Here is a 23,725-nt window from a genome sequence, read left to right as displayed (position 1 = left end):
GGCGTCCTCATAACCCGGCCTGGGCATTGCGCTGCCCGGTGCCTGGAAACACGTTGCGTTTACACAGTTTCGCTTCGACCTGCTGGGCCTCGGCGCCCGGTTGCGGGCCCTGGATTTCCACGGCCAGCAGGTTCTGCGAGGCCCAGTCTTCGTCGGTGCGCAGTTCGAAGGCGAAGCGCCCGTCGGTGTCGGCGGTCTGCGGTTTGTCGATCTTGATGTCCTCGTGGCGGCCGTTCATGTACCAGAGGGTGGCTTGCAGGGTCTTCACCGATGGGTCGGCGAAACGGATATCGAGCTGATGGCTGGCATTGCGCAGGTCGCGGTTCTGGCTGTTGATCAGCAGTTCGTTCTTGCCCGGTTGCAGCTTGGCGCTGGCGCTCAATTGGCTGGGTTTGCCTTCGCAGCCGTTGTCGAGCAGGGCCATCATCTGGCGGTAGATGGTTTCCTGGTCGAGGCGATACAGCGGCGAGAACTCCCAGATCAGCACCTTGGGCGGGTGCTTCTGGAAGTCCTCGCTGCCCAGGTACTGCAGCATCGAGCCTTCCAGGCCACCGCCGGGGAAGGCGACATTGAGCACATCGGCGCCGATGTACTGTTCCAGGAACCCGGAGAAGTTGTAGTTCTTGCCGCTATGGCTGGTACCGACCAGGGTGATCTCGGGGTTGGCGCTGTCGCCGAACAGATCGCCGTCGCCGGCCTCGCCCTTGGGCTCGGTGCTGAACTGGTCCATGTACTGGATCGCGTAGCTGCTGCCGCACAGTTGCCCGGCCATGTTGTGCAGGGTGCCGGTCTTGCCCATGCGCCCGGAGACCTTGGTTTCGAACTCGCGGCGGGGAATGTCGGCGAAGGCGGGGATTTTCTTCACGGTCTCGGCGACGATCTTCGCGGTGCGCTCGGCGCCATACGGTGTCCAGTGCTGGTCGCCACGAAAGTAGAAATCGTGGGCCTGCTGCTCGTTGGTCAATGGCGAGAGGTCGGGCACGAAGTAGCCCATCTTCGCGAAGCGCATGAGCATCGCCTGGTAGTTCTTCAGGGCCTTGTCGTAGTCATAGCGCTCGCGCTCGGCGGGCAGCAGTTTGTTGCGGTTGACCAGGCCCCGGGTCGGTTGGTAGACCACCACCAACTCCACGCCCTTGCTCTTGAAGGCATCGTGCAGTTGCTGCATGCGCCGGTAGCCGGCGGGGCTGGTGTCGAATTCGGTGCGCAGGTCTTCCTGGGTACGGAACAGCCAGTCGCCCTCGGCCTGGACCAGGGTGGTGAAATTGCGCTGGTAGCGTGTGGTGTAGTTCTTGGCGTCATGGGCCGCAGGGCACAGGTTGCAGCACGGTTCGGCATGGAAGGCCGGGGCCTGGACCTCGGCGGCGCGGGCTCCACCGGCCAGGGCCAGCAGGGCGGCGGCCAGGCTCGAGAGGCCGAGCCGTTTGATGGTATGTGGTTGCATGGTGGTCATCCTCAGTCCTGCAATTCGGTCTGGCGTTCGACAGGGTCGATCAGCACGGCTTTGCGCTGGCGTACCAGCAGGTCGAGAATCTCTTCCTGGCGTTCGCCAAGGATTCCGGAAAAGCTGATACCGCTGGCCTTGGTCGGTGCGAGCAGCGAGACCCGATACAGCTCGACGCTCAGGGGCGAGTCGATGGACAGTGGCCCGCTGCCGTTGCCGGCTAGCTCGCCGCCGACCACGATCAGCGAAACCTCGGCATCGAAAGGGTCGAGTTCGATATCGCGGTCGGTGTCGGTCAGGTCCTTGATATGGCCATAGAGGCCGGTCAGGCCGTTGCCCATGGCGATATTTTCGTAGAGGCGGATGTTCACGCTGTTGCGCACGCGAATACCGTGGCGGCGGTTGGCCATGACCTTGTTGCCCCACAGCAGGTTGTCACCGCTCTCGTAGAGGGTGATGCCGTCGGTGTGGTTGCGGTAGATCTCGTTGTCGGCGATCAGGTTGTTGACGCTGTTGCGGTCGATCACCAGGCCCGAAAGCTTGTTGTCGTAGCTGCGGTTGTTGAAGATAAAGCTGTCGTTCACTTCCCGGGAAATGATGATGCCGTGCTTTTTCTTCGTCCCGTGCACGGTGTTGTCGGCGATGATCAGGCCATGGGAGCGGTCGTGGGGGTCGATGCCGTAGACGATGTTGTCGCGGTAGGTGTTGCCCTTGACCACGAAGTCGCGGGTTTCGTAGCAGTAGAAGCCGTACCACATGTCCGAGAACTCGGAGCCGATGATCCAGCCGGTCGGCTCGTCGCGCTTGAGCACCTTGGCCATGTTCGGCGTGTACTGGGAAATGCTCACGCCATAGGACTTGCTGTTGGCGTAGCCGAAGCTGGCCATGCGGCTGTTGACGATATAGGTCTGGGTGCCGCCCCAGCCCAGCAGGAACGGGCGGAACTCAGTGGGCGAGCGGAAGGTGGCCGGACCATTGTCCTTCTCGCGCCAGCCGGTGACTTGAGTGTCACGGACAAACAGCTGGCCATCGTTGATCAAAAACGAGCCGCCTTCCTGGGACAGGCGCAGCTCGCGGGTCTGCTGGTCGATGTCCAGGATGCCGTGACGGCCGACCACGATGGGCAGGCGGGCCAGGTAGACGCCGGGTGCGGTCTCGCGCAGGTATTTATTGGGGACCTGGCGGGCCAGTTCCTTGAGGTTGACGTAGCCGTCGTCGACGAAAATGGCCTGGGGGATACCGCCCTGGCGCACCACCCACTCGGCCATCTTGTTGTCGCCACCGATAAAGTCCTTGAGCGCGTCTTCCTGCATCATCCGGCGCACGCTGACCTTGCCGGCTTTGCTGCGCACGATCTTCGCCGCGACCGCTTCGGCGGTGTAGCCGTCGAGATCGGGCAGGGCTGGCTTGGGTATTTCCAGGGGCGCGGTGGGCGCGCTGTTGACGGTGTAGGTCTTGGCCTGTTGCAGCTCCTTGGCCAGGGTCGGCGGCTTGGCCGCTTCGAGATTGGCCAGGGCCGGGCCGCTGGCCAGCAGCAGCGCAGCGGCCAGCAGGTTCACGCGGCCGTGTCGGCTTGGATAGAACATGGGCACTCCTTTTTCGGCTCGCATCAGAAGCGCCAGATCACGTCGATAAAGGCGCGGTGCATGTACGAGTCGACGTCCTTGCCGTAGGCGTCGCCGGGCTTGAATACACCGCCACGAAAGCGCACCAGGGCGGCCGGCTCGTCGATGGATTGGCTGAGCGCGGCGGGCAGCAGGCCCTGTTTGAAGTATTTGGTGACGACCAGGTCCATCTCCTGGCCCAGGTCTTTCTTGCCGTCGCGCAAGGGCAGCGAGGTGCTGGAGAGCAGGGCGCCGGTGACATCGTCGTAGTCGTTGTCCACGGCGTTGATGCCATTGCTGCCGACATCTTTCTTGCCGTCCACGCGCCAGAACTTGTGGTAGACCAGGCTGGCGTCGTAGTCCTCGCGCAGTTGCCAGGAGCCGAACAGGGTGGCGGTCTGCATATTGTTCATTTCGCCGCGAAAGGCTTCGCCGAAGCGATGGACCCGCGAGCGGGTGCCGGTGTAGTTCGAGCGGTTGCTTTGCAGGCCGTTCTGTTCGTACTCGGCGCTGGCCCGGGCATAGGCGGCGCCGACCTGCCACTGCGGGTCGAGGCGCAGGCGCACGCCCAGGTCGGTGGCCCAGCCGCTGAGACTGTCATTGCGCTTGGCTTCGAGCGGGCGATTGCCGTCGCCGTCCAGCGGGTTGACGCGATCACGCTCGCCGCGCATGCCGGTGACGCTGGCCCAGTAGTTGACCGGATTGGTATTGCGCCAGTTGTAGGCGTCGCTGTTGGCTTGCAGGCCCAGCCAGGTCAGGTCGCCATTCTGCTTTTTATCCAGCGGGTCGCTGGCTACGCCTGGCTGTGGGACATCGAGCTTGCCATCGTCATGGGTATGGTGGGCGCGCACGCCAACCCAGTGTCCTGGCGTCCATTGCCCGGAGACATCGGCGAACAGGTGCAGGCGGTCCTTGTCCTCGGGCGCCAGCTCCTTGAGGTCGGTGCGGTATTCGCTGAAGCGTTCGGCCACGCCGATATCGGCGCGCAACAGGGTGGTGTCGAAGGTCCAGTCCAGGGCCTCGATGTTGGTGTCGCGCCATTGGCCGTCGTCATTGCGCAGGCGTTGGCGGCCGAACTTGAGGAGCTCGCCGGGGTAGGGCGTAAAGCCGCTGTAGCCGACCCAGAATTCGCGCAGTGCCAGGTAGTTCTTCTTGGTCTTACGGTCATCGTTGGCCGTGGCCTGGGTGTCATCGCCGGCCTGCTGCAGGGTGTCGGTCTCGATAATATCGGTGGCCGTCACGGCCTGGCCCATGGCGTAGGCGCTCCAGTGGCCGCGCTCGCCGTAGACCCAGGGGCGCAGGTCCAGGCCGAGGCCGTTGACGTCGCCGCCGGACAGGGTACCCAGGTCGCGGTCGTCTTCGGACTGGCCGGTGATCTTGACCTCCAGGCCGAAGTGCTTGCTGTCGGTCATCGCGGCCAGGCTCGGGCAGGACCAGATCAGTGCCAGGCCCAGGCTCAGGCCCAGTTGGCTGAGACTGAAGCGTCGGGTGGCGTTGGGGTGCGGGATGACGTCGTGGCTGGCGTTCATAGGGCTTCCTCGCCTTCGTCGGCTTGCAGGGCCTGCAGGCGCAGGGTGTTCTGGCTCAGGCTGGTGCGCAGTTGCTGTTCCTGTTGCAGCAGGCTGCGGGCCTGTGCCTGGCGCTCGACGGGTAGTTGGGCTTGCAGTTGCGCGGCCAGTTCATTGGCCTGCGGGGTGTTCTGCACCTTGGCCAGTTGGCTGAAGACATAGGCGTTGACGGGGTCGACACGGGTGCCCTTGCCCTGGGAGAACAGTTGGGCAATGGCGAAGTCGGCGCTGTTCTGGCCGTTGCGGGCGGCAGTCAGCAGATGGTCGAGGGCTTTCTGCGGCTCGACCTGGCCCAGGTAGCCACGGCGATAGATCTGCCCAAGGTAGTAATCGGCAGCCACCTCCTGGCCCAGCGCCTGCTTGAAGTGCGCCTCGGCCTGGCGGGCGTCGGCCGGTACCCATTTGCCTTCGTAGTAGAGCTTGCCCAGCAGCAGTTCGGCACGCGGCTGGTCGGCGGCACGGCCGTTGTCCAGGTATTCGAGCATCGTGTCGACATCGCCCAGGTCGGGGAAGTCATAGAGCAGTTGCGCCAGGCTGACCCATGCGGCCGGGTAGCCGGGGGCGATCTGCTCCAGCATCTGCTGGGCGGTTTTCGCGTCCGGCGCGCCCAGCGTCGCGTCGCCCAGGACTCGGGCCACGCTGTCCATCCGCTGGGCACTGACGGTACCGCGACTGTAGGCGCCTTGCAGTTGCTTGAGCAGCTCGGCCTGACGGTCCGGCTGTTGGCGTTTCTGGTAGACGGTCGCCAGCTCGACGTAGCAGATATCCGTGCTGGCCAGTGCGCTGCGGCAGATGCTTTCCACTGCGTCCAGATGCTGGTCGTAAGTACCCTGGGTGCGGTACAGCAGGACCTGGGCCAGGCCGGCCTCGGGGTAGCCGTTGGCGCGCCACTGGCTGATCTTCTGCTGGGCGTCGACGTTGGGAAAGCTGTTGGGGTGTTGCAGGTACAGCATGGCCAGGGGAATCAGGGTGTTGCCTTCGCCCTGGGCAAAGGCGCGCTTGAGCAGGCCTTCGGCTTCATGCTGTTCCTCGGGGCTGGCGCCAGGCTTGGCCGCAAGCAGGCGACCGAGGCGGGCCTGGGCCCGGGGCGAGGTATCGGCCGCGGCGCGATAGGTGGCCTCGGCCTGGCGGACTTGGGCCGGATCGCGGCTTTGCACCTGGATATCGGCGAGGCCGACCTGGGCCTCGCTGTAGCCCAGTTCGGCGAGCTTGCGGTAGTTCTGTTCGGCCAGGGCGGTGTCGCCGCGCTTGAGTGCTTCATTGGCCAGGCGCTGGTCGGGCAGGCCGGCACAGCCGGCCAGGGCCATCGCTGCGGCCAGGGGCAGCAGCAGCCTTGGGGTGAGGTGGACCGAGGGGCGCATCATGGTCACAGACCTGCGGCCATGGCTTTGTCGATCAGCCAGTCGAGGGATGGGCCGCGATCGCTGTGCACTTCCACCGGCCGTCCGGCCAGGGCGCTGTCCAGCGGCTCGTCGGGCTGGATGCGCACGCGGATATCCGCCGACAGATCGTCACTGTTGAGGCTGTTGCTGCTGACGATGCGGCCCTGGCGGAATTCGTCGTCGCCGGCGACCTGGAAGTTGACGCGGGTGCCGGGGCGTACATCGGCGAATTGGCGATAGGTGAAGCGTGCGTCGATATTGGCCTCGCTGTTGCGCGGCACCAGTTGGAAGATCACATCGCCCTTGCTGGCGTACTGGCCGTCGGCCACGCGTTGCTGGACCACGGTGCAGTCGCAGGGCGAGGTGAGGGTGCCGGTCATCTGCTTGCCGAATAGCTCCTCGACCTTGGCGGGGGCCAGTTGGTCTTCGTCCAGATGGCCCTTGAGCACATCAAGCATGCTGGTGCTGAACGTCGCCAGCGGTGCGCCCTTGGCCGCCACGCCATCGGCCTTGATCAGGCTTTGCACGGTGCCGTCGCGGGGCATGGTGACGTTCATTCCGGGCACGCTGACCAGGGCGGCCTGGGCGTGGCTGACAAAGTACATGCCGTACACCGATTTGAAGATAAAACCGAAGGCGGCCAGGCCGACGACAAAGATCCCCAGGCTGAAGGTCACGGCCCGTAGACGGCCGAAGGGGGTCATGCCGCTGCCGCCGTCCTTGACCTTGCGCGCCTTGGTGAAGTTGTCACGCTGCAGGGTCGCCAGGACATCGCCCATGCTGACGATATCGCCGCTCAGGTGGGAGGTGATGAGATGGCGCAGGGTGGCGATATCCTGCTGCTCCAGGTTCTGGAACTGGCAACCGACGCGACCGCTCTGGCGGTCGTAGGAACGCACCTGCAACTCCACGTCCATGGCCAGGCCCAGGTTATCGATCACAAACTGCAGGCGACCTTTGTGCACCTCACCCACGGTCAGCGGCTGGCCTGGGGCGTTGAAGCTCAGGCCGCCGGCGGACAGGTCTTGGACCCGAACTTCCAGCGGCTGGCCGGCGCTGGCGAAGAAGCGCAGTTTGGCCGGGATCTTGACCCGGGCATGCTGGCGCTGGGCTTCGGATTCGTGCACCACATTGGCGTTGATGGCCGGGTTGGTGTGAGTGTTCATCGTGTGTCGTTCCTCGTGTGTTCAGGCAAGTCGGCGCATGTCGTCGGTCGGCTTCAGACCATCAGCAGCAGTACGGCGACAAACACGCTGCCGGCAGAAAAGGTCATGGTTCGTGACGACCAGGTGTTGAACCAGCGCTGGAAGCTGGCCAGGTCACGGGTCAATTTGGTGTCCTGGCGGGTCCAGGACTGTTGGTCGAGGCGGAAGAACACGTAGATCTTCACCAGTGCGCCGACGATCTGGTTGTAATAGAGAATCGCCGGGTAGGCGGGGCCGATCCGGTGGCCGGAGCAGGCAAGCAGAAGGGTCAGGATCAGGCGGGTGATACCGATCCACAGCAGGTAGACCAGGATAAAAGCGCTGCCGTACTTGAAGGTCGCGAGCAGGGCCACGGTCAGGCCCAGCAGCGAGGTCCACATCGAGACGCGCTGGTCGAACAACACCACGCTGGTGAACAGGCCCAGGCGTTTGACCCCAAGGCCGAGAGCCCGCGAATTCTGGCGCAGGTTATTGCCGTACCAGCGGAACATCAGTTTGCGGCTGGCCTTGAGAAAGCTCTTCTCCGGCGGGTGTTCGACCGTATTGATCGCGGCATCGGGCACGTAGAACGTGTCGTAGCCCAGGCGCATCAGGCTGAACCAACTGGACTTGTCATCGCCGGTGAGAAACTTGAAGCGGCCCAGGCGCCAGTGTTGCAGCGAATCGCTTTCCACATCGGCGATAAAGGCCGGGTCGGTGACCACGGTGGCGCGAAACACCGACATGCGCCCGGTCATGGTCAGCACGCGCTTGGACAGGGCCATGGAGCACATGTTGATGTGGCGCTGGGCGAAGCGCAGCTTGTGCCACTGGCTCATGATGTAGCTGCCGCGCACTTCGCAGAATTCGTTGGTGGTCAAGCCGCCGACATTGCCGAACAGCTGGAACCAGGGCACGGTCTTGCGTACCACGCCTTCGCCGAGCACGGTGTCGCCGTCGATCACCGCCACCACGGCGCGCTCGTCCGGCAGGTGGCGCGAAATCGCCCGGAAGCCAAAGGCCAGGCCATCGCGCTTGCCGGTGCCGGCGATGCGCACAAAGTCCAGTTTGACCCGCTCCGGCGGATTCAGGCGGGCCCAGAGACTCTTGACCAGCAGCTCATCGGACATTTCGACCAGGGAGCAGACCACCGTGGTGGGGTAGCCACAGTCGATGGCTTCACGGATGACCGAGCTGTAGACCTGGGCGGTGGTCAGGGCATCGATACGAAAACTGGTGACCATCAAAAAAACATGGGACGGGTCTGCCGTCTTGCCCAGCTTGCGTACCTTGCGGCGCAGGTGCGGATACACGACATAGAGAAACAGCATGCCACGCACAAAGTGCATGGCGCCCATGGAGTAGCGCCAGATACCGACGGCGCCGATCAGAAAAATAAACTGCTTCGATTCGGAGTCGAAGACGGACGGGGGCAAGGCCAGGGCGAGGCCCATCAACAGGCTCAGATAGAACAGCCAGCCGGCGGCTTGAAGAAGACTGTGTTTGAGGCTTTGCATAAATGAATTCCAGTTCCAGACGGCAGCGACAAGCGGCAAGTGGGTAGCGCTTGCCGCTGCCTTTTGTCTTACCAGCAGATTCCTTCGGTACGTCCGCTCACGCTGGTCGCCCGGGCCATGAAACCGACCAGGTCGATTACCTGCTTGCCTTGGGGGGCGCTTTCGGCCAAGGCACGGAAGCGCTCGTCGCGGTTGCCGAGCACGATGATGTCGCTGCGCTCGATCACGTCCTCGAAGTCGGCGTTGAGCAGGGACGAGACATGGGGAATCTTCGATTCGATGTAGTCCCGATTCGCCCCGTGGACACGGGCGTACTCGACATTCTTGTCGTAGATGCTCAGGTCGAAGCCCTTGCCGATCAGCATTTCCGCCAGTTCCACCAGCGGGCTTTCGCGCAGATCGTCGGTGCCGGACTTGAAACTCAGGCCCAGTAGGGCGACTTTGCGTTTGTCATGGCTGTCGATGATGTCGAAAGCGTTTTGCACCTGGGACTCGTTGCTGCGCATCAGCGAGTTGAGCAGCGGCGCCTCGACGTCCAGGGAACCGGCGCGGTAGGTCAGGGCGCGCACATCCTTGGGCAGGCATGAGCCGCCAAAGGCAAAGCCTGGACGCATGTAGTACTGGGAGAGATTGAGGGTCTTGTCCTGGCAGACCACGTCCATCACTTCACGGCCATCAACGCCGACGGCCTTGGCGATATTGCCGATCTCGTTGGCAAAGGTGACCTTGGTCGCGTGCCAGACATTGCAGGTGTACTTGATCATTTCGGCGACTTCGATGTCCTTGCGGATAATCGGCGCTTCCAGTTCTTCGTAGAGGGCTTGCAGGACATCGCCGCTGGCTGCGTCCAGTTGGCCGATCACGGTCATGGGTGGGAAGTCGTAGTCCTTGATCGCGGTGCTTTCGCGCAGGAACTCCGGGTTCACCGCAACGCCGAAATCGATACCAGCCTTTTTCCCCGAGCAGTCTTCGAGAATCGGGATGACCACGTTCTTCACGGTGCCCGGCAATACGGTGCTACGGACCACGATGGTGTGGCGGGTGGTTTTGTCACGCAGGACAAAACCGATCTCGCGGCACACCGATTCGATGTAGTTGAGTTCCAGGTCGCCGTTCTTCTTGCTCGGCGTGCCGACGCACAACATGGACAGGTCGGTGTCGCGAATCGCCGCGGCGAAATCCGTGGTGCCCCGCAAGCGGCCAGTGGCGATGCCCTGGGCCAGCAGTGCTTCTAGGCCAGGTTCGACAATCGGCGATTTGCCGCTGTTGATCAGGTCGATCTTGTCTTTGGAGATATCCACGCCCACCACGTCATGGCCCCGTGCGGACAGGCAACCTGCGCAGACCGCGCCGACATAACCCAAACCAAATATGCTGATGCGCATCGTGTTCACCTCTATATTAATCACGCCAATAGTTGGCCGAAGTTAATTAAAAAACTTTGTTTTCGAGCGCTCGTAAGTTTGACTAATTAAGGTCAAGGCTTTGCGAGCAGGCATATACGTACCGAGCGCTTAAATAAGTGCGCTCAAGTTGTGCGGCAACTTGGCCAGTCAGTGGGGGCATGCCCCAGATTGTTGCCAGCCTTCATCGCGAAGCGGCATTTACGGCTGCTAGCGGGCTCTTTTGCCAGGGCTATCAGCTTGTTTTAGAACACAAAACTCATTTAAAAAGACGATTTTCAGGTCGGGTTTTGTCCGATCTTCAGGGATGGATTTTGGTACCGATGCCCCGTCCTTGTTTGATTGAGTTGAGCCGGTGGCGAATTCAGCCTGTGGCACATGGGCTATTGGCTAAATCGTCCTGCCTCTATGTAAGTAATTTCTCACATGCTCTGTAGGAATCGTTACCGGTTGTATGAGCAACCGATTTGGGCATAGTTCCTGACGGTTGATCAGGTGTTTTGAAAAAATTCGAAATTATTTCAAAGATGGCAATGCTTTCATATTGATAGCACTTGAAGATTCGCCCTGTATTAACGGGGAGTTAACAGCGCTAGATAGTTAAGTGCCACTACGGTGTAAAAAAGTAAGTGCCACTATGAAAAAAAGTCACATTTTTCTTGCGACGAAAAACCTGGGACTTGATACGTCTCTATTTTGGCGTCAATTAGTTGGCTTTTTTGCGACTGGTAAGGCGGGGAGGTGCTGCGGCATGCACCGGGTCAGGGCAACCCGGTGCGTACGGGGAGGGGTCATTCAGGGGCGTGATCGCGCAGAAACACCAGGCTGTCAGGTTTCGATTGCTCGGCGCTGAAGCGATAGCCCTGCTCGTCGAACTGCTTGAGGGCCGCCGGGTCGTTGAGGCGTTCGCGAATCACGAAGCGGCTCATCATGCCCCGGGCCTTTTTGGCATAAAAGCTGATGATCTTGTACTGGCCGTTTTTCAGGTCCTTGAACTCGGTATTGATGATCCGTGCGTTCAGGGTCGAGCGCTTGACCGCCGAGAAGTACTCGTTGGAGGCCAGGTTGAGCAGTACGTCGTCGCCCTGCTCGGCCAGGGCCTCGTTCAGCCATTCGCTGATGCGTGTGCCCCAGAAGGCGTAAAGATCCTTGCCCCGGGCATTGGCCAGTTTGGTGCCCATTTCCAGACGATAGGGTTGCATCAGGTCCAGCGGACGGAGCAGGCCATAGAGGCCGGAGAGCATGCGCAGATGGTTCTGGGCGAACTCGAAATCGGCTTCGTTGAAGTCCTCGGCGTTCAGCCCGGTATAGACGTCACCCTTGAAGGCGAGCAAGGCCTGCTTGGCGTTCTCGGGGGTGAAGGCCGGCGTCCAGCTACCGAAACGCGCGGCATTGAGGCCGCCGATCTTGTCGGAAACATGCATCAGCTCGCTGATCTGGGTGGGGCTGAGCTCGCGCAGTTGCTGAATCAGTTCCTGCGAATGGTCGAGGTACTGCGGCTGGGTGAAGCGCTCGGTCACCGGCGGTGTTTCGAAATCGAGGGTCTTGGCGGGGGAAATCACCATCAGCATGCAGTCGTCTCCTTTGATCGTCGGGGGATTCTAGGGGTTGGCGCGCTTTGACTCCACCTATGATGCCGATAGCCGGACCGACGTTCTGTGTCACAAAGGCGATGGGCGGGCCGTAGCGGCGGCGGGCGGCGATCAAGGTATAGTGCGCCGCGGGTTAGGTTATGGAGGTGGTTACCGTGCGCATTGCTCTTTTCTTCTGTGCCTGGCTATGGAGCTTCGCCAGCCTGGCGGCACCTGGCGAGCCAGCGACCCTGGACCGCAGCACCTGGCCAGAGGCCCTGGACACGCCGGCGCTGTTCGATGTCGCGTCGCGGGCGGAGATCTTGATGTTTGCCCGGGCCCTGCTCGCCAGCGAAGCCCTGGATGAGACCGAGCTCAAACAGCGTCTTGGCCTCAAGAGCATCAACCTGCCCTCCATCAGCCACCTGCGTCAGCGCTGGTGGGCGCGCCTGCTGGCCAACTATGACCTGGCCCAGCAGAGCTGTGAGCAGGACGCCTCGTTCTGCTATTACGTCGAGGACATCAACACCCTGCGTGAGCAGGCCGGCAAGTTCGAAGTGGGCGCCGACTCCTTCTATTTCAACTGGGCCGAGCCAAGCCGCCTGTTTCACGAACGCTACCTGGATGAGCAACTGCGCCAGGCTGCGCTGTTTCCCCAGGTCAGCAGCGAGATCGAACGCTACGGCGACTATGAGCGCAATGGCACCGACTTGAACGACCGGCTCTTTGTACTGACCTTCGATGGCGGCCCCGGGCCGATGCTGGGCAATACAGACTGGATGGTCGATTACCTGCGCAAGCAGAAGCTCAGCGCGACCTTCTTTGTGTTGGGCGACGCCTTGCAGAATCGCGTGGACAAAAGCTCGGTGGGCGCGGTGCGTGAACTGTATGCGCACCAGTGCGTGGGCGTGCAGGGCTGGCAGTATCGTTCCCACAGCCATTGGCAGGACTGGGAGGCCTCGATTCTGCGCAGTGTGGCGCTGGCGCGCAGTGTCGTGCCGGACAGCTATGTCCCGCTGTTCCGGCCACCCTATGGCCAGCGCCGTAGCGATGCCGAAGGTTTTTTCCAGTCCCAGGGCGTGCAGGTGGCCTTGTGGAACATCGATTCGCAGGATGCTTCCGGCAAACTCAGTGCCGAGCAGGCCGGGCAACGGGTGTTGACCCTGATGCTGTTGTGGCGGCATGGCGTGGTGGTTTTCCATGACGGCCAGGAGCGCGCGCGCGGTGCCTTGCCCTGGTTGCTCAAGAGCACCGCCCAGAGTGGTATCGGCTGGCAGAAGTGTACGGCGGGTTTTTAACCGGGTTGTGAGCCAGGGCCCGCTTTTGCTGGGTGCAGGGCTATTTCGGGGGGATTTTTTCGGATATTTCGATGCTGGCGGACTTCTGACTTTAACGGTGCTGGCCGGGCTCGCCAAGGGCTATTCGTCAGCCTGAAAAATAAACTTCAAAAAAGCGTCAAAGTGCTTATTCCTGTCATCTGTTTTGCGGTATTACGGAGTCAGACCGCCGAAACCTGCGACACAGGTGGCGTCTTTCAAGACCCACTTTGTGTGCAGCTCACCTGACCCCTCCAGGTGGTTTCGACGGTCACTTCGCGGCGCAGCACCGTTCAGGTATTGCGTCGACCTGGCTCCCACAAAGGTGACCGAGTATGGATGATCACGGACGCGCCCCTTCTTCCAACCAGCCAATCCTTTATGTGCTCGATACCAATGTATTGATTCACGATCCAAACGCGCTGCTGAACTTCGAAGAACACCACGTTGCCATCCCGATGACGGTCCTTGAGGAACTCGACAAGCTCAAGAGTGGCCATCACAGCGTTGCCGCCGAATGCCGCCAGGCGATCCGCCTGATCGACAAGACCCTGGGGGACGCCTCGCCCGAGGACGTCGAACTGGGCGTGCCGATCCAGCGCGGAAAAAGCGGTCCCAAGGGGCTGCTGTCGATCCTGATGAGTAAGCGCGGCGACCCCAATACGCTGTTGCCCGAGCACCTGAACGACAACATCATCATCAATCAGTTGATCGACCTGCACGCGCGCGAGAAGGACCTGCCGCTGGTGCTGGTGACCAAAGACATCAATATGCGCCTGAAGGCGCGTGCCTGCGGGATTGCCGCCGAGGACTACAGCACCGACCAACTGGTCGATGATGTCTCCCTGCTGCCCAATGGCTATCACACCATGAGCGGTTCCTTCTGGGATCGTGTCAGCAAGGTCGAGACCCGCCAGGATCACGGGCGGACCTGGCACCAGGTGCAGTTGATCGACAACCTGCCGGCGGTGCATATCAATGAGTTCATTATCGACGAGCAGGGTTTTGTCGGCTGGATCAAGGAAATCCGCGCGGACCACCTGCTGATTCTCGACCTGCACCAGGAACCCCTGATGCACCAGGAAGCCTGGGGCCTGAAACCGCGTGATATCTACCAGGCGCTGGCGCTGTATGCCTTGCTTGATCCGGATATCCACCTGGTCAACCTGTCCGGCGCCGCGGGCTCGGGCAAGACCATCCTGGCGCTGGCAGCGGCCATCGAGCAGACCATGGTCACTAAGCGCTACCGGCGCATTATCGCGACCCGTAGTGTGCAGGGCCTGGATCAGGAAATCGGCTTTCTACCCGGCACCGAGGCGGAGAAAATGGAGCCCTGGCTGGGGGCCATTACCGACAACCTCGAAGCCCTGCATATGGAAGATGAAAACACCCATGGCAGCGTCGACTACATCCTGAGCAAGGTGCCGTTGCAGTTCAAATCCCTTAACTACATCCGTGGGCGCAGCTTCCAGCAAAGCCTGATCCTGATCGACGAATGCCAGAACCTCACCCCGCACCAGATGAAAACCATCATCACCCGTGCGGGCGCCGGTTCCAAAGTGGTGTGCCTGGGTAACCTGGCGCAGATCGACACCCCTTACCTGTCCGCGACGAGTTCGGGCCTGACCTACCTGACCGAACGTTTCAAGGACTTCCCCAACGGCGTGCATATCACTCTGCAAGGGGTGCCGCGGTCGATCCTGGCCGAATACGCCGAATCACATCTATAAGCAGCAACCAGCGGTAAGCGGCAGGCGGCAAGTGAAGGGCGGACACGCGCTTCGCTTGCCGCTTGCCCTTGCCCTTGCTTAAATGTTTCTCCTATCTGGAGGAACAACCGTGCTGACCCATCTCGATTCCCAAGGCCGCGCCAACATGGTCGATGTCACCGATAAAGCGGTGACGTCCCGCGAGGCGGTGGCGCAAGCCCTGGTGCGAATGCAGCCGCAAACCCTGCAAATGATTGTCAGCGGCGGTCACCCCAAGGGGGATGTCTTTGCCGTGGCGCGCATTGCCGGGATCCAGGCCGCGAAGAAGACCTCCGATCTGATCCCCCTGTGCCATCCGCTGATGCTGACCAGCGTCAAGGTCGAGCTGAGCGCCGAAGGCGTCGATGCCGTCCGGATCATCGCGCGCTGCAAGCTCGCCGGGCAGACGGGCGTGGAAATGGAGGCGCTGACCGCCGCCAGTGTCGCCGCGTTGACGATCTACGATATGTGCAAGGCCGTGGACCGGGGCATGACCATCGAGTCGGTCTGCCTGCTGGAAAAACGCGGCGGCAAAAGTGGTCACTACCAGGTGACGCCGGCATGAAGCTCGATGTGCAGTATTTCGCTCGCTATCGCGAAACCCTTGGCCTGGACAGTGAGTCGGTGGTCGGGGCGTTTACGACCATTGACGATGTTCGCCAGGCCCTGTTGCAGCGTGGCGGGGTCTGGGCGGTATTGGCCGAGCAGAACCTGATGTGTGCCCGCAATCAGGAGCTGTGCGCGCTGGACGAGCCGTTGGGGGATGGTGATGAAGTGGCGTTTTTTCCGACCGTGACCGGAGGCTGAAATGGTGATCCGGGTACAGGCGGTGCCGTTCGATCCGGGGACCGAGGTCAATGCGTTGCATGCGGCCAACCTGGGGATTGGCGCGGTGGTGAGTTTTGTCGGCTATGTGCGCGACTTCAACGATGGCCAGGACGTTGCCGGGTTGTTCCTCGAACATTATCCGGGGATGACCGAGAAAGCCCTTGGCAAGATTGCCGAGGAAGCGGAGCAGCGCTGGCCGCTGCTGCGCCTGGAGATTGTGCACCGTATCGGCGGCCTGGAGCCGGGTGAGCCGATTGTCTTTGTCGGCGTGGCCAGTGCCCATCGCCAGGCGGCTTTCGACGCCTGCAACTTCATCATGGATTACCTCAAGACTCGCGCCCCGTTCTGGAAAAAGGAAACCGGCGCCCAAGGCCCGCGCTGGGTCGAGGGGCGCGCGAGCGATCAGGCGGCGCAGCAGCGCTGGGAAAAATAAGCCCAATCTCTAAGACTTACCGCTCCCTCTAGACGCCCGCGTGCTGGCGGGCGTTGCGGGCCGCTTGAAGTGTTCGCCTGGATGCTGGCGCCGACGGGATCCGGGGCGACGGGTGTGCGTTGACGGTTTGTACGTAAAAGTCCAATATGGATTTATAAGTACAAAAAAGAGTTTTCTCTTCTTTCTTCTGTCTAGCCACACACCTCCAATAACGAGCGGGAGCCCCAGCATGAAGAAGTTCACCCTGATCAGCGGCCTGGCCCTGAGTCTGTTCGCCAGTACGAACCTGTTGGCCGCCGAACAGACCCTGCGCCTCGGCATCGAGGCGGCCTATCCGCCCTTCGCGTTCAAGACCCCGGAAGGCAAGATTGCCGGTTTTGACTACGACATCGGCAATGCCCTCTGCGCGCAGATGCAGGTCAAGTGCGTCTGGACCGAGCAGGAGTTCGACGGGCTGATTCCGTCGCTCAAGGTCAAGAAAATCGACGCGGCCCTGTCCTCGATCACCATCACCGAGGAGCGCAAGAAATCCGTCGACTTCACCCACAAGTACTACTTCACCTCGGCCCGGCTGGCGATGAAGAAGGGCGCGGTGGTGGACAACGACTACGCCAACCTCAAGGGCAAGCGCATCGGCGTACAGCGTGCCACGACCACCGATCGTTATGTCACCGAAGTACTGGTGCCCAAGGGGATCGAGGCGGTGCGCTACAGCAGTAATGAAGAGATCTTTATGGACCTGGCTTCCGGCCGACTGGATGGCGTGTTCGCCGATACCATTCCGCTGGAGCAGGGTTTCCTGGAAACGCCGCGTGGCCAGGACTTCGCCTTTGTCGGTCCGGAACTCAAGGATCCGCATTATGTGGGCGAAGGTTCCGGAATCGCGGTACGCAAGGGTAATACCGAGCTGGTCGGCCAGTTGAACAAGGCCATCGACGATCTCCGCGCCAATGGCGAGTATCAGAAGATCCAGGCCAAGTACTTCAAGTCCGATATCTACGGCGACTGATAGCTCGCCGCCATGGGCAGGCCCGCGAGGGGTTGCCCATGATCAGTCTTGGGCCTTCAATTCCTTCAGGTGTTTGTACACCGTTGCCCGGCCCATCCCCAGTACGTTCGCCACATAGTTGGCCGCGCTCTTGCCCTTGAATGCGCCTTCGGCATGCAGGGCTAGTACCAGCTCGCGCTTATGGTCGCGGGTCAGCAGGTTCAGGCTGATCTGGCGCTGACGCAGCCAGCTGTTGAGAAAGGTATTGATCCGCTCCTGCCAGTCATCGCGAAACAGCGCGTCGGGTTGGGGGATCAGTTTGCTGGGCGAAAGAAACAGGTCCAGCGCCGCCTTGGCGCTTTCAAACAGCGAGATGTTCAGGTTCAGGCAAAGCACCGCCTGCGGCGTGCCCTGGCTGTCACGCAGCACGGTGCTGACGCTGCGAATCTTCTGGCCGTCCCAGTTGAGCTTTTCGTAGGGGCCGATATTCCGGTCGCTGATGTCCTCGCTGAGCATATCGTCGAGGGCCGCGTCGTCGCCGATTTCCCGTTTGGAAATATTGTTGGCGATGTAGTCGACCTTTTGCGTGCGCAGGTCGTGCAGCACCACTTCGGCGTGGGGAAAAAACAGCGTGGCGATGGCATCGGCAATCGCGCGGAAGTTATCCAGGGCAGGGTCTTGTCCAGGGGGCATGGCGGTTTCTCCGGGCGATATCAGCGCCCTTTGGACAAGGGCGCCGCCAGTGTGCCGCAAGCGCGGCGACACGTCATCCGCGCAGGCGGGCGGGGCCGAGCATCTGGGCGTTCAGGCCGAATTCACGCAGTGACTCGGGCAGCGGTTCGCCCCGCACCAGCGCGGCACTGGCCTGACCCATGGCTGGCGAGGTCTGGATGCCATAGCCGCCCTGGCCCACGACCCAATACAGCCCCGGGACGTGCGGATCGAAACCGCTCACCAGATTGCCGTCCTCGACAAAGCTGCGCAGCCCGGCCCAGGTGCGGGTCGGCCGGCGAATGGTCAGGGTGGTCGCTTCTTCGATCTGGTAGATGCCCATGGCGATGTCCAGCTCTTCGGGCTGCACGTCGTGGGGCTCGACCGGGTCGGCATTGGCTGGCGAGCCGAGGAACATCCCCGCGTCGGGCTTCATGTAGAAGGACTCGTCGAGGCTGACCAGCATCGGCCAGTCATGGCATTCCAGGCCTTCAGGTGGCGCAAAAATGAAGGCTGCCCGGCGTTTGGGTTGCAGCCCCAGAGGTTGGGCCCCGGCCAGGGCCCCGATCTGGTCGGCCCAGGCACCGGCGGCGTTGATCACCACCGGGGCGCTAAACACCTGTTCGGCGGTACGCACCTGCCACAGGCCTTCGGCATCCCGCGTCAGGCCCAGGACTTCACAGTCGGTGTGCACTTCGCCCTGTTGGCGGCGGATGCCGCGCAGGTAGCCCTGGTGCAGGGCGTCGGTGTCGATATCGCTGGCACTGGGGTCATAGATCGCACCATGGACCTTGTCCCGCCGCAGGATCGGCAGGCGTGCACAGGCTTCGTCGGCGCTGAGCAACTGCATCTGCGGCACGCTGGCCCTGGCACTCAAGTACTGGCTGTTCAGCTCGACCGGGTCGCCGCTGAAGTCCACGGTCATTTCACCGCGCGGGCTCAACAGCGGGTGCTCACTGAAACCTGCTGGTGGCTGATCGAAGAACGCCCGGCTGGCCAGGGTCAGGGAGCGAACCTGCGGGGTGCCATAGGCGGCGGTGTAGAGTGCGGCCGACCGGCCGGTGGAGTGATAGCCCGGATGAGACTCGCGCTCCAGCACGATGACCCGCCCGTGGGGGGCCAGCCAGTAGCCGGTGGAGGCGCCGGCAATACCGCCGCCGATAATGATGAAGTCTGCCTGGCTCATGCCAAATCTCCTGGGGTGTTCAATGGCAACCGGCTTCAGGCTTGCAGGCGATAGAGGGCATTGGCCAGGGCGATGTCTTCCAGGCCCAGGCCGATGGAGCGGAAGAACACCGAGCGGCTGTACTGCGGCCGTGGCGTTTGTCCGCTGAGCAGTTCGGCCAGGTCGCCCTGGATGGCGCTGCTGTCCCAGCCATGTTCGGCGCTGGCGATCAGCATTTCGCCGGCCGAACCCGGGGTGGTCTTGCGGTAGTCGCAGTAGACCTGCATGTCGCCCAGGCTCACGGGTGGCACCTCATGGGCGCGCGGGGCGTTGGTGCTGATGGAGGTGATCAGCGCTGGCTTGCTCAGCTGGCGTGGGTCGAGCACCGGCCCGGCCGACGAGGTGCAGAGCATGATGACGTCGGCGTCGAGCACGGCAGCCTCAAGGCTGGCGGCGATTTCCAGGCGTGGATCCAGCGCGCTTAGACGAGCCCGTTCTTCGCTGCCTTTGCCCGCCAGGCTGGGCGAGTAGAGATGGATCGACTGCCAGTCGCGCTGGCTTTTTACATAGTGCAGGTGGGCCAGGGCGACCGGGCCGCTGCCGATAATCGCCAAGCGCGTGGCCGTTGCCGGCGCCAGCGCATCGACCGCGACCGCGGTGGTTGCGGCGGTGCGCGCGGTGGTCAGTTCGCCGGCATCGCAGAGCAGCAATGGCTGGCCGGTTTCCATGGACATCAGCAGGGTCCAGGCGGTTACCAGCGGCCCTTGGGCACGCACGATGTAAGGCGAGGTCTTGACCCCATAGACGCGCTCTTCGGCCAGCACGCCCAGGTAGTTGATAAAGTCGCCGCCACCCTGGGGGAATTCCACCAGTTGCTGGGCCGGCTGCACGGCGCTGCCGGCGGCCAGGTCGCGGAACAGCTTGCGCAGAATCTGCGGCACGTCGATCTGCTGCAGGTGCTGGCTGGCTTGCTGGCGGTCAATCACGAGGGGCGTGGACATGAGGGGCTCCAGTCGATGGATTATAAACTAATTTGTCCATTATGGACTTTTTGTTCTGTCTCGCAATCGACAGGCGAAAAAAAACGCCACCTGGAGACGGGTGGCGTTCTTTCGTGGATCACGACCGGCGTCGTGAGTCCCGGTCAGTGCTGGGCGGGCTTGCGCACAACCGGACGCAGCAGCTCGGCTGGCGGTGTCTCGCAGCTGATCTTGCGCCCCAACAGTTCTTCGATAGAGGGCAACTGGTAGGAGTCGTCCTCACCGGCGAAGCTGATGGACACACCGCTGGCGCCGGCCCGACCGGTACGGCCGATCCGGTGCACGTAGTCATCCGGCACTTCGGGCAGGGTGAAGTTGATCACGTGGCTGATGCCGTCGATATGGATGCCGCGCCCGGCCACGTCGGTGGCGACCAGAACGCGGATCTTGCCTTCGCGAAAGCCCTCCAGAGTCTTGATGCGCTTGTGCTGCGGCACATCGCCGGACAGTTGGGCGGCATTGACGCCGTCGCGCACCAGGCGCTCTTCGATACGGCGCACTTCGTCCTTGCGGTTGGCGAAGACCATGACCCGTTCCCAACCGTTGTCGGTGACCAGGTTATAGAGCAGCTTGTACTTGTCGGCACCGGCCACGGCATAGATATGTTGCTCGACGGAAGCGTTGGCAACGTTCTCGGCCTCGATCTCGACGATGGCCGGGTCGGTGGTCCATTGCTTGGCCAGGTTCATCACGTCGTCGGTGAAGGTCGCGGAGAACAGCAGCGTCTGGCGCTCGTTCTTCGGCGGGGTCTGGCGAATGATCTGGCGTACTTGCGGGATAAAACCCATGTCGAGCATGCGGTCAGCTTCGTCCAGCACCATCACTTCGACCATGTCCAGGTGGACTTCGCCGCGCTGGGCGAAGTCCAGCAGACGGCCTGGTGTGGCGACGAGGATGTCGCAGTGGCGGGCTTCGAGTTGCTTGAGCTGTTTGTCGAAGTCCATGCCACCGACAAAGCTCATCACATTAAGGCCGGTGTATTGGGTCAGGCTGGCGGCGTCCTTGGCGATCTGCACCACCAGTTCACGGGTCGGCGCGATGATCAGCGCCCGTGGCTCACCCATGTAGCGTTCTTTGGGCGGCGGGGTCTGCTGCAGCTGGGTGATGATCGAGATCAGGAAGGCGGCGGTCTTGCCGGTGCCGGTCTGGGCCCGGCCAATGGCGTCCTGGCCACGCAGGGTGAAACCCAGTACCTGGGCCTGGATCGGCGTGCAGTATGGGAAGCCCAAGTCGTGGATGGCATGCATCAATTCGGGTGAGAGCTTGAAGTCGTGGAAGCGGGTCTTGCCCTCTTGCGGTTCGACCACGAAGTCTTCGAGTTTCCATGGCTTGGCCACGGGCTTGGGCGCGCGTTCGCGACGAGGCTGTTCTGCCTTGGCGATGGGCGCCGGGGCGGATTCGACCGCGGCCGGCGGGGTAGCCGTCGGCGACTTCGGCTGGCGGACAGGCGCGGCGCGCTCGGGCTGCGACGCATCGTTGCGGCTGCCGGAGGAAGAAGAAGGGGCGCTGGAACCTGACGCGAGCTGCTCAGCCTCGCTTTTACCGAACATTTTCTTGAGTGCTTTGAGCACGGTCATCTCATCAATTGGTTAAGGAATGTACGCCGGCCAGTGTAATGCAAGAAACGGGCGCGGCGTAGTGCGTTACTGCTATCAGCGCAAACGAGCGGCCAGCCAGGTGCCGATGTCGCGTATTTCCTCAGGTAACACTTCATGACCCATTGGGTATTCCTGCCATGTCACGGTGACATCAAGGCGCTTCAAATGCTCGTAGGCCGTGCGCCCCATGGTGTTCTGCACGACTTCGTCGTAGTGCCCGTGCAGGCAGTAGGCCGGGATTCGTTGCTGGCTGGCGGATAACTGCATCGCGTCGCTGAAGCTGGGGGCGTAGGTCGAGAGGGCAAGTACGCCACCCAGCGGACCCTGCCATTTCAGGTAGGCGGTGTGCAGGACTACGGCGCCGCCCTGGGAAAACCCGGCGAGAAAAATCCGCGAAGGGTCTATTCCGTTGGTGCGCTGCTGTTCGATCAGGTCGATGACGCTCTGGGCGGAGGCGTCGAGTTGCTCGCGGTCGATCGCCCGGGCCGGGCTCATGGCGAGAATGTCGTACCAACTTGGCATGGCATAGCCGCCATTGATGGTGACCGCCCGGGTCGGTGCCTGGGGCAGCACGAAGCGGGTGCTGAGCAGGCTTTGCTGCAGGGCTTCGGCCACCGGCAGGAAATCATAGCGGTCGGCGCCCAGGCCGTGGAGCCAGATGACGCAGGCGTCGGCGGTCTTGGCGGGCTCTAGGGTCAGTGTTTCGGTCATGGCTGCTCCATTGTTGGGCGCGCGCCCCGCATTCGGGCGGGGTACAGGTGCACGCTGGGTCGATGGGTGAAGAAGATGTCGCCAATCTGTACGTTCGCGCCTTTAACGGTGGCTGAAACGCTTTAGCGATCGAAATGGTACGGGCCTTGCTATGGATAAAACCGCAATCGATGCATTCACCCCGGCGGTAACACTAACAGGCATCCGCCGGCTGTGGGATAGCAGAGGAACCGGGTGACCGGTTTCGATTCAGGTTCGCCGGTGGCCGAAAGGGCTTAGCGAACAGCGCAAGGGCTGATGCCCGTTCGGCCGATTGGTGAGAGGTGAGTTTTTCATCCGGGAAATTTTCCCCAACTAAACTCATAGCTCAGGTCCTACGCTGCTTGACCCCCACAACACGCCAACACGGGTCAATAGCGCCTCACAAGGGTGCGGCAGGACTCAAGCTCCGACACAACAAGAGCAAACTGGAGGTTTGAATGAAGATGCTGAAATCCACCCTGGCTATCGTGACCGCCGCCGCGGCTCTCGGGGTCAGCGGTTTCGCCCAGGCGGGCGCGACCCTCGACGCGGTACAGAAGAAAGGCTTTGTGCAATGCGGGGTCAGTGATGGCCTGCCGGGCTTTTCGGTCCCTGATGCCCAGGGCAAGATTGTCGGCATCGATGCCGATGTGTGCCGCGCCATCGCGGCGGCGGTCTTCGGCGATGCGACCAAGGTCAAGTTCAGCCAGTTGAATGCCAAGGAGCGCTTCACCGCGCTGCAGTCCGGCGAAATCGATGTGCTGTCGCGCAACACCACCTGGACCAGTTCCCGTGACTCGGGCATGGGCCTGGTCTTTACCGGCGTGACCTATTACGACGGCATCGGCTTCCTAGTGAACAATAAGCTGGGCGTTAAAAGCGCCAAGGAGCTCGACGGCGCCACCATCTGCATTCAGGCGGGCACCACCACCGAGCTGAACGTCTCCGACTACTTCCGTGGCAACGGCCTGAAGTACACCCCGATCACTTTCGACACATCCGATGAGAGCGCCAAGTCGCTGGAATCCGGCCGTTGCGACGTGCTGACCTCGGACAAGTCCCAGCTTTACGCACAGCGCAGCAAGCTGGCTGCGCCGGGTGACTACGTGGTGTTGCCGGAAACCATTTCCAAGGAGCCCCTGGGCCCGGTCGTGCGCAAGGGCGACGAGGAGTGGTTCAGCATCGTCAAGTGGACCCTGTTCGCCATGCTCAATGCCGAAGAGGCAGGCGTGACCTCCAAGAATGTGGCCGAAGAAGCCAAGTCGACCAAGAACCCGGACGTTGCGCGTCTGCTCGGTGGCGACGGCGAGTACGGCAAGGACCTGAAATTGCCGAAGGACTGGGTCGTGAAGATCGTCGGCCAGGTCGGCAACTACGGCGAAGTGTTCGAGCGCAACCTGGGCAAGAGCACGCCGCTGGCCATCGACCGCGGCCTCAATGCGCTGTGGAACAACGGCGGCATCCAATACGCACCACCTGTGCGCTGATGGTTCTGT

Annotated in this window: 20 protein-coding genes; 7 read left to right on the top strand and 13 right to left on the bottom strand. The window is 62.0% G+C overall.

Features of this window, described 5'->3' with window-relative positions; all coding sequences use genetic code 11:
• Window positions 1–7: 7 nt before the first annotated feature.
• The 8 genes from NPS46_RS18615 to yaaA form a co-directional block, all read right to left on the bottom strand.
• Window positions 8–1,441: an alginate O-acetyltransferase gene (locus NPS46_RS18615; RefSeq protein ID WP_274109717.1), complete on the bottom strand. Its 1,434-nt coding sequence runs from the start codon at window positions 1,439–1,441 to the stop codon at window positions 8–10.
• 11 nt (window positions 1,442–1,452) lie between these two features.
• Window positions 1,453–3,027, bottom strand: coding sequence for a mannuronan 5-epimerase AlgG (algG, locus tag NPS46_RS18610; protein ID WP_274109715.1), 1,575 nt, complete (start codon window positions 3,025–3,027; stop codon window positions 1,453–1,455).
• A gap of 23 nt (window positions 3,028–3,050) precedes the next feature.
• Window positions 3,051–4,574: an alginate export family protein gene (locus NPS46_RS18605; protein ID WP_274109713.1), complete on the bottom strand. Its 1,524-nt coding sequence runs from the start codon at window positions 4,572–4,574 to the stop codon at window positions 3,051–3,053.
• Complete coding sequence (algK, locus tag NPS46_RS18600; RefSeq protein ID WP_274109711.1) at window positions 4,571–5,977, bottom strand: alginate biosynthesis TPR repeat lipoprotein AlgK; 1,407 nt, start codon at window positions 5,975–5,977, stop codon at window positions 4,571–4,573. The genes NPS46_RS18605 and algK overlap by 4 nt, the downstream gene beginning before the upstream one ends.
• A 2-nt stretch (window positions 5,978–5,979) precedes the next feature.
• Window positions 5,980–7,161, bottom strand: coding sequence for an alginate biosynthesis protein Alg44 (locus tag NPS46_RS18595; protein ID WP_274109709.1), 1,182 nt, complete (start codon window positions 7,159–7,161; stop codon window positions 5,980–5,982).
• A gap of 53 nt (window positions 7,162–7,214) precedes the next feature.
• On the bottom strand, window positions 7,215–8,696 hold the full coding sequence (gene alg8 / locus NPS46_RS18590) for a mannuronan synthase (RefSeq protein ID WP_274109707.1): 1,482 nt from the start codon (window positions 8,694–8,696) through the stop codon (window positions 7,215–7,217).
• 68 nt (window positions 8,697–8,764) lie between these two features.
• Window positions 8,765–10,081, bottom strand: coding sequence for a nucleotide sugar dehydrogenase (locus NPS46_RS18585; RefSeq protein ID WP_274109705.1), 1,317 nt, complete (start codon window positions 10,079–10,081; stop codon window positions 8,765–8,767).
• A gap of 809 nt (window positions 10,082–10,890) precedes the next feature.
• Complete coding sequence (gene yaaA, locus NPS46_RS18580) at window positions 10,891–11,670, bottom strand: peroxide stress protein YaaA (protein WP_274109704.1); 780 nt, start codon at window positions 11,668–11,670, stop codon at window positions 10,891–10,893.
• A gap of 176 nt (window positions 11,671–11,846) precedes the next feature.
• On the opposite strand from yaaA, the gene NPS46_RS18575 reads away from it, so the two are divergent.
• The 6 genes from NPS46_RS18575 (at window position 11,847) to NPS46_RS18550 (ending at window position 17,004) form a co-directional block, all read left to right on the top strand.
• Window positions 11,847–12,968 carry a polysaccharide deacetylase family protein gene (locus NPS46_RS18575; RefSeq protein ID WP_274109702.1) on the top strand — a complete coding sequence of 374 codons (1,122 nt, stop codon included), beginning with the start codon at window positions 11,847–11,849 and terminating at the stop codon, window positions 12,966–12,968.
• Between the two features lie 353 nt (window positions 12,969–13,321).
• Window positions 13,322–14,716 (top strand): PhoH family protein, encoded by a 1,395-nt coding sequence (locus tag NPS46_RS18570; RefSeq protein WP_274109700.1) that lies wholly within the window; start codon window positions 13,322–13,324, stop codon window positions 14,714–14,716.
• Window positions 14,717–14,825: 109 nt separating this feature from the next.
• Window positions 14,826–15,299, top strand: a complete 474-nt coding sequence (moaC, locus tag NPS46_RS18565) for a cyclic pyranopterin monophosphate synthase MoaC (protein ID WP_274109698.1) — start codon at window positions 14,826–14,828, stop codon at window positions 15,297–15,299.
• Window positions 15,296–15,541 (top strand): MoaD/ThiS family protein, encoded by a 246-nt coding sequence (locus NPS46_RS18560; protein ID WP_274109696.1) that lies wholly within the window; start codon window positions 15,296–15,298, stop codon window positions 15,539–15,541. Before moaC ends, NPS46_RS18560 begins: the two co-directional genes overlap by 4 nt.
• Window position 15,542: 1 nt before the next feature.
• Window positions 15,543–15,995 (top strand): molybdopterin synthase catalytic subunit MoaE, encoded by a 453-nt coding sequence (gene moaE / locus NPS46_RS18555; protein ID WP_274109694.1) that lies wholly within the window; start codon window positions 15,543–15,545, stop codon window positions 15,993–15,995.
• Between the two features lie 229 nt (window positions 15,996–16,224).
• The gene (locus NPS46_RS18550; RefSeq protein WP_274109692.1) at window positions 16,225–17,004 is read left to right on the top strand and encodes an ABC transporter substrate-binding protein; all 780 of its coding nucleotides are present in this window, start codon (window positions 16,225–16,227) and stop codon (window positions 17,002–17,004) included.
• 42 nt (window positions 17,005–17,046) lie between these two features.
• Here NPS46_RS18550 and NPS46_RS18545 read toward each other — a convergent pair whose 3' ends face one another.
• The 5 genes from NPS46_RS18545 to NPS46_RS18525 form a co-directional block, all read right to left on the bottom strand.
• Complete coding sequence (locus NPS46_RS18545; protein WP_274109690.1) at window positions 17,047–17,676, bottom strand: helix-turn-helix transcriptional regulator; 630 nt, start codon at window positions 17,674–17,676, stop codon at window positions 17,047–17,049.
• Window positions 17,677–17,749: 73 nt separating this feature from the next.
• Window positions 17,750–18,880, bottom strand: a complete 1,131-nt coding sequence (locus tag NPS46_RS18540) for an NAD(P)/FAD-dependent oxidoreductase (RefSeq protein ID WP_274109688.1) — start codon at window positions 18,878–18,880, stop codon at window positions 17,750–17,752.
• Window positions 18,881–18,915: 35 nt separating this feature from the next.
• Window positions 18,916–19,860, bottom strand: a complete 945-nt coding sequence (locus NPS46_RS18535; protein ID WP_274109686.1) for an ornithine cyclodeaminase family protein — start codon at window positions 19,858–19,860, stop codon at window positions 18,916–18,918.
• 143 nt (window positions 19,861–20,003) lie between these two features.
• A complete protein-coding gene (gene rhlB / locus NPS46_RS18530; protein ID WP_274109684.1) occupies window positions 20,004–21,470 on the bottom strand; it encodes an ATP-dependent RNA helicase RhlB in 1,467 nt (488 codons plus the stop codon).
• Window positions 21,471–21,551: 81 nt separating this feature from the next.
• A complete protein-coding gene (locus tag NPS46_RS18525) occupies window positions 21,552–22,208 on the bottom strand; it encodes an alpha/beta hydrolase (RefSeq protein ID WP_274109682.1) in 657 nt (218 codons plus the stop codon).
• A gap of 479 nt (window positions 22,209–22,687) precedes the next feature.
• Here NPS46_RS18525 and NPS46_RS18520 point away from each other — a divergent pair, with 479 nt between their 5' ends.
• Window positions 22,688–23,716, top strand: a complete 1,029-nt coding sequence (locus tag NPS46_RS18520) for an amino acid ABC transporter substrate-binding protein (protein WP_274109680.1) — start codon at window positions 22,688–22,690, stop codon at window positions 23,714–23,716.
• Window positions 23,717–23,725: the final 9 nt, after the last annotated feature.

The organism is Pseudomonas putida (assembly GCF_028682395.1).
Classification (GTDB): Bacteria; Pseudomonadota; Gammaproteobacteria; order Pseudomonadales; family Pseudomonadaceae; genus Aquipseudomonas; species Aquipseudomonas putida_AB.
Note: the sequence above shows the minus strand (reverse complement) of the source record. Positions and strands in the feature narration are given on the sequence as shown.

What these genes read in the sequence shown, in the direction of transcription:
- NPS46_RS18615 (WP_274109717.1), bottom strand. Translation starts at nt 1,441, where the DNA reads ATGCAACCACATACCATCAAACGGCTCGGCCTCTCGAGCCTGGCCGCC.
- NPS46_RS18585 (WP_274109705.1), bottom strand. Translation starts at nt 10,081, where the DNA reads ATGCGCATCAGCATATTTGGTTTGGGTTATGTCGGCGCGGTCTGCGCA.
- moaE (WP_274109694.1), top strand. Translation starts at nt 15,543, where the DNA reads ATGGTGATCCGGGTACAGGCGGTGCCGTTCGATCCGGGGACCGAGGTC.
- NPS46_RS18520 (WP_274109680.1), top strand. Translation starts at nt 22,688, where the DNA reads ATGAAGATGCTGAAATCCACCCTGGCTATCGTGACCGCCGCCGCGGCT.
- yaaA (WP_274109704.1), bottom strand. Translation starts at nt 11,670, where the DNA reads ATGCTGATGGTGATTTCCCCCGCCAAGACCCTCGATTTCGAAACACCG.
- NPS46_RS18605 (WP_274109713.1), bottom strand. Translation starts at nt 4,574, where the DNA reads ATGAACGCCAGCCACGACGTCATCCCGCACCCCAACGCCACCCGACGC.
- NPS46_RS18550 (WP_274109692.1), top strand. Translation starts at nt 16,225, where the DNA reads ATGAAGAAGTTCACCCTGATCAGCGGCCTGGCCCTGAGTCTGTTCGCC.
- NPS46_RS18595 (WP_274109709.1), bottom strand. Translation starts at nt 7,161, where the DNA reads ATGAACACTCACACCAACCCGGCCATCAACGCCAATGTGGTGCACGAA.
- NPS46_RS18540 (WP_274109688.1), bottom strand. Translation starts at nt 18,880, where the DNA reads ATGAGCCAGGCAGACTTCATCATTATCGGCGGCGGTATTGCCGGCGCC.
- algK (WP_274109711.1), bottom strand. Translation starts at nt 5,977, where the DNA reads ATGATGCGCCCCTCGGTCCACCTCACCCCAAGGCTGCTGCTGCCCCTG.
- NPS46_RS18535 (WP_274109686.1), bottom strand. Translation starts at nt 19,860, where the DNA reads ATGTCCACGCCCCTCGTGATTGACCGCCAGCAAGCCAGCCAGCACCTG.
- NPS46_RS18570 (WP_274109700.1), top strand. Translation starts at nt 13,322, where the DNA reads ATGGATGATCACGGACGCGCCCCTTCTTCCAACCAGCCAATCCTTTAT.
- NPS46_RS18560 (WP_274109696.1), top strand. Translation starts at nt 15,296, where the DNA reads ATGAAGCTCGATGTGCAGTATTTCGCTCGCTATCGCGAAACCCTTGGC.
- algG (WP_274109715.1), bottom strand. Translation starts at nt 3,027, where the DNA reads ATGTTCTATCCAAGCCGACACGGCCGCGTGAACCTGCTGGCCGCTGCG.
- NPS46_RS18545 (WP_274109690.1), bottom strand. Translation starts at nt 17,676, where the DNA reads ATGCCCCCTGGACAAGACCCTGCCCTGGATAACTTCCGCGCGATTGCC.
- alg8 (WP_274109707.1), bottom strand. Translation starts at nt 8,696, where the DNA reads ATGCAAAGCCTCAAACACAGTCTTCTTCAAGCCGCCGGCTGGCTGTTC.
- NPS46_RS18525 (WP_274109682.1), bottom strand. Translation starts at nt 22,208, where the DNA reads ATGACCGAAACACTGACCCTAGAGCCCGCCAAGACCGCCGACGCCTGC.